The sequence below is a fragment of the Rhizobacter sp. P1_G5 genome (genome assembly GCF_056405435.1).
The window spans coordinates 1-4,212 of the sequence record NZ_JBFUCB010000541.1; the positions used below are offsets into that span (position 1 = coordinate 1).

Here is a 4,212-nt window from a genome sequence, read left to right on the forward strand (position 1 = left end):
GGATGGAACTGCATGGAAGACTCCTCGGGGGCTCAGTTGGCCGGCAGCGTCGGCAGCGTGAACGGCCTGGCCGGCGTCGTCAGCGCCTCCATGAAGGCGACGATGTCGCGCATCTCGTCGTTCGACAGCGACAGCGGCTTGACGCTCGCCGACAGGTTGGTGCGCACCTCGCCACCCCGGTTGTAGTGCGCCACGACGTCCATCAGCGTCGCCGCCGAACCGTCGTGGAAGTAGGGAGCGGTCAGGGCCACGTCGCGCAACGTCGGCGTCTTGAACGCGCCCTTCAGTGACGGCACCGGCTTGATCGCGAAGCGGCCGACGTCCGGGTTCGCCTGGCCGTAGGAGGTCAGGCCGATGTTGTGGAATCCGTTGTCGGTGAAGTTGGGGGCCTGGTGGCAGCCGGCGCAGTTGCCCTTGGCCGGATCGGCGAACAGGCGGAAGCCCTTCACCTGCTGCGCCGTCATCGCCTGGCGGTCCCCGCGCAGCCAGCGGTCGAACGGCGAGTCACTGCTGACCACGGTGCGCTCGAAGGCCGCGATCGCCTTCGAAGTCGTCGTCTTGTCGATCGCCTCGCCCGGGTAGGCGGCCGCGAAGGCGGACTTGTAGCCCGGGTTGACGGCCAGCCACGCGAACAGCGCATCGAGGTTCATCGCCATCTCGTCCATCGACTCCATCGGCCCCATCGCCTGGTGCTCGAGCGTCGCGCGGCGGCCGTCCCACATCTGGATGGTGTTGTAGCCGCTGTTGACGATGGTCGGCGACGCCCGTCCCAGCACCTTGCTGCGGAAGCCCTTGGCGGTGCCGAGGCCATCGGACCAGCCGTACAGCGGGCTGTGGCAACCGGCGCACGACAGGTTGCGCTCGGAGGACAGGCGGGCATCGAAGAACAGCATCTTGCCGAGCTCGACGCGCGCGGCGGTCGGCGCGTTGTCGTCCGGGTGCGGCGGCACCGCAGGCAACAGCCACTGCCGATCCTGCGGCGTCGCCGCCAGCGGGTCGTCGGCCGCCGGGGCAGCGCTCCATCCCAGGGTCGACAGACAGAGGGCCAGGGCCCATGGACGCATCCAGTTCATGGCGAATTCCTTTCTTTTGGGGCAACAACGTGCGACGGGAATGTGGACCTGATTTCGTCGCCGTGCGCGCCAAACGGACCCCTGCTTTGTCAACAATTGCCAACCGGCCGGCGAGCAGGGCCAAGGGCCCCGACAGTTGTCATTCGTTGACAAATGAGGCGTTCACCAAATGGCCGCGGGCGGCGATATTTGTCATCAGTCGGTGACTAAAACGTTCCGACGAGTGATCCTTTGGAACAGAAAGCAGCACCCATGACATCCGCGACACCCGCCGCCGACGGCCTGTCAACGCCCGTCCGCCCCGCCGAGCACGGCGTGTCGATGGACAGTGGTCCGCCCGGCGACCGGCTGTTCGAGTTCTTCCGCTACCACGGCATCTGGGCGCCCGGCGTCCGCCTGTTCCGCCACCTGTCGTTCAACATCAAGGCCTTGATGATCTCGGCGGTGTTCATGGTGCCGATCACGATGCTCGGCACCGTCTGCCTGCGCGACATGGCGGCCGCGGCGGCCGCCACCGAGCGCGAGCTGCAGGGCGTGCGCTACCTGCGCGACGCGCTGCCGCTGGTGCGCTTCACGCAAGGCCAGCGCCAGCGCGCGATGCAGGCCGCCGGGCTCGACGCGGCGAGCAGCTGGCCGAAGGACCAGGCGGACTACCGGCAACTGTTCGCCCGGCTGCAGGCCACGCACCGGTCGCTCGAGCCGGTCTTCGACGCCGCCGCACCGTTCCAGGCCCTCGCCGCGGAGTTGCCGGCCGTGCCGTCGCGCGGCGCGGACCCGACCGAACTGTACGAGCGCTACACGCAGATCGTCGCCGACCAGCAGGCGCTGCTGCGCGTCGTGATGGAGCAGTCCAGCCTGTCCCAGGACCCGGACCTGACGACCGGCCGCCTCGTGGCCGGTGCGGTCGCTGCCATTCCCGAGCTGGCCGACCGGATCGGCCAGGCGATGTCGCTGGGCGAGCAGGCGCTCTCGGCCGGCGAGATCTCGGCGCCGCAGCAGCGCCTGCTGTCCGATGCGCTGCCGGTGATGGAGTACCTGGAGGCGCAGGCCGGCGACCACCTCGACAAGGCCTTCAAGCTGAGCGAGCCGCTGCGTGCGGAACTCGGGCTCGACAAGGGCGTGCCCGCCGCCGCCGAGCTGCGCGGGCTGTCGCGCCGCTACCTGCTGGGCAGCAGCGTCAAGGGCGACGTGTCGCGCTTCAAGGCCGCCGGCACGCGCGCGTTCGAAGGTTTCTGGGCGCTGAACGCACGGGCGCTGTCCACCACCGAACGGCTGCTGCAGCAGCGCCTGCACGACACGGGCGTGCGCCGCAACACCGTGATCTCGATGCTGCTGGGCAGCCTGTTGCTCGCCGCGTACCTGTTCTGGTCGTTCCGCCAGGCCACCCAGGGCGGGCTCGAGGTGGTCGCCCGCCACATGGCGCGCATGCAACACGGCGACCTGACCGGCTCGCCGACCGCCTGGGGGCGCGACGAAGCGGCGCGGCTGATCGTCGCGGCGAAGGCCTTGCAGCAATCGTTCTCCGGCATCGTCGGCGACGTGCGGCAGGTGAGCGGCCACGTGCTCGACGCGAGCGCGAACCTCGACGGGCACGCCCGCCAGCTGGTGGCCGGCAACGAGGCATCGCGCGGCCACATGCAGCAATGCGCGCACGCGATGCAGCGGATCTCGCAGGCCGCGGGGCACACCCGCAGCGTGGTCGATACGGCCGCCCGCCTGTGCGACGCGAACGTGCAGGCCGCCCACGCCGGCCAGCATGCGGTGCGCAGCCAGGTGCAGACCATGGCGGAGCTGCGCGAGCTGTCGGCCACGATCGCCGACGTGACGCGCGTCGTCGACACGATCGCCTTCCAGACCAACCTGCTGGCGCTGAACGCGGCCGTCGAGGCGGCCCGCGCCGGAAGCGCCGGCAAGGGATTCGGCGTCGTGGCGGCCGAGGTGCGCACGCTGGCCGACCGCTCGGCATCGGCCGCGCGCGAGATCCGCGGCCTGATCGACACCAACGTGCAGCGGGTCGAGAGCAGCACGCGCATCAGCAGCGAGGCGAGCCTCAAGATGAACGAGCTGGTGGCCAATGCGCAGCAGCTGACCGGCTTGCTCGGGTCCATCTCGAACGCCGCCGACGAGCAGAACCGCTGCATCGGCCATGTCGACTCCGCGCTGGTATCGCTGGAACAGGGCGCGCGCCAGAGCACCGACCGCATCGACCAGACGGCCGAGGCGGTACGCTCGCTGCGCGCCTCGTCGGACGCGCTGCGCCTGCATGTGGAGACCTTCCGCATCGACGAACGCGTCGATGCACACACCAACGCCGCCACTTCGGGAGCCGCGCCGTGACCCCCACCACCTTGCAAGAAGCGCCGCGCACGCCGGCCCTGCCGCACGACGCGGATGAACCGCCCCCGGGTACCCCGCAGACGATCCTCGTCGTCGACGACCTGCCGGCGAACCTGGAAGCCGCCGCACGCTTCCTCACGCACCATGGCTACCGTGTCGCCGTGGCGCAGGACGGCGAGGATGCGATCGAACGCGCCGCCCTGGTCCACCCGGACCTGATCCTGCTCGACGTGATGATGCCCGGGCTCGACGGCTTCGAGACCTGCCGCCGCCTGAAGGCCTCCGCGGCGTCGAGCCACGTGCCGGTGATCTTCATGACGGCGCTGGCGGAGACCCCCGACAAGCTCACCGGGTTCTCGGTCGGCGCCGTCGACTACGTGACCAAGCCGCTGGACGTCGCCGAAGTCATCGCCCGCATGCGCCTGCACCTGACGCTGCACCAGCTGCAGCGCCGCGTCGAGGCCCGCAATGCCAGCCTGCGCGAGGAGATCGCGGCGCACGAGCGCACGCAGGCCGCACTGCAGCGCTCGAACTCCGAGCTGGAGCAGCTGGCCTACGTGGCCTCGCACGACCTGCAGGAGCCGTTGCGGATGATCGCGAGCTACCTGCAGCTGGTCGAGGAGCGCTACCAGGACCGGCTCGACGACGACGGCCGGGAGTTCATCGGCTATGCGGTGGACGGCGCGAAGCGCCTGCAGAAGCTCATCAACGACCTGCTCCACTACTCGCGCCTCGTCAGCAAGGAACGGCCGCTGCAGCAGACCGACTGCGCCGAGGTGCTGAAGCTGGCGCTGCGCAACCT

The 4,212-nt window shown here is 69.9% G+C and carries 3 protein-coding genes; 2 read left to right on the top strand and 1 reads right to left on the bottom strand.

The features are described from left to right. Nucleotides 1-32: 32 nt before the first annotated feature. Nucleotides 33-1,073 (bottom strand): cytochrome-c peroxidase, encoded by a 1,041-nt coding sequence (locus AC1D12_RS26460; RefSeq protein WP_477829414.1) that lies wholly within the window; start codon nucleotides 1,071-1,073, stop codon nucleotides 33-35. Between the two features lie 252 nt (nucleotides 1,074-1,325). Between AC1D12_RS26460 and AC1D12_RS26465 the strand changes: the two genes are divergently transcribed. Further along, complete coding sequence (locus tag AC1D12_RS26465; RefSeq protein ID WP_477843956.1) at nucleotides 1,326-3,410, top strand: methyl-accepting chemotaxis protein; 2,085 nt, start codon at nucleotides 1,326-1,328, stop codon at nucleotides 3,408-3,410. Further along, the coding region (locus tag AC1D12_RS26470) for a response regulator (protein WP_477843958.1) at nucleotides 3,407-4,212 on the top strand (806 nt) is incomplete at its 3' end. The genes AC1D12_RS26465 and AC1D12_RS26470, both read left to right, overlap by 4 nt.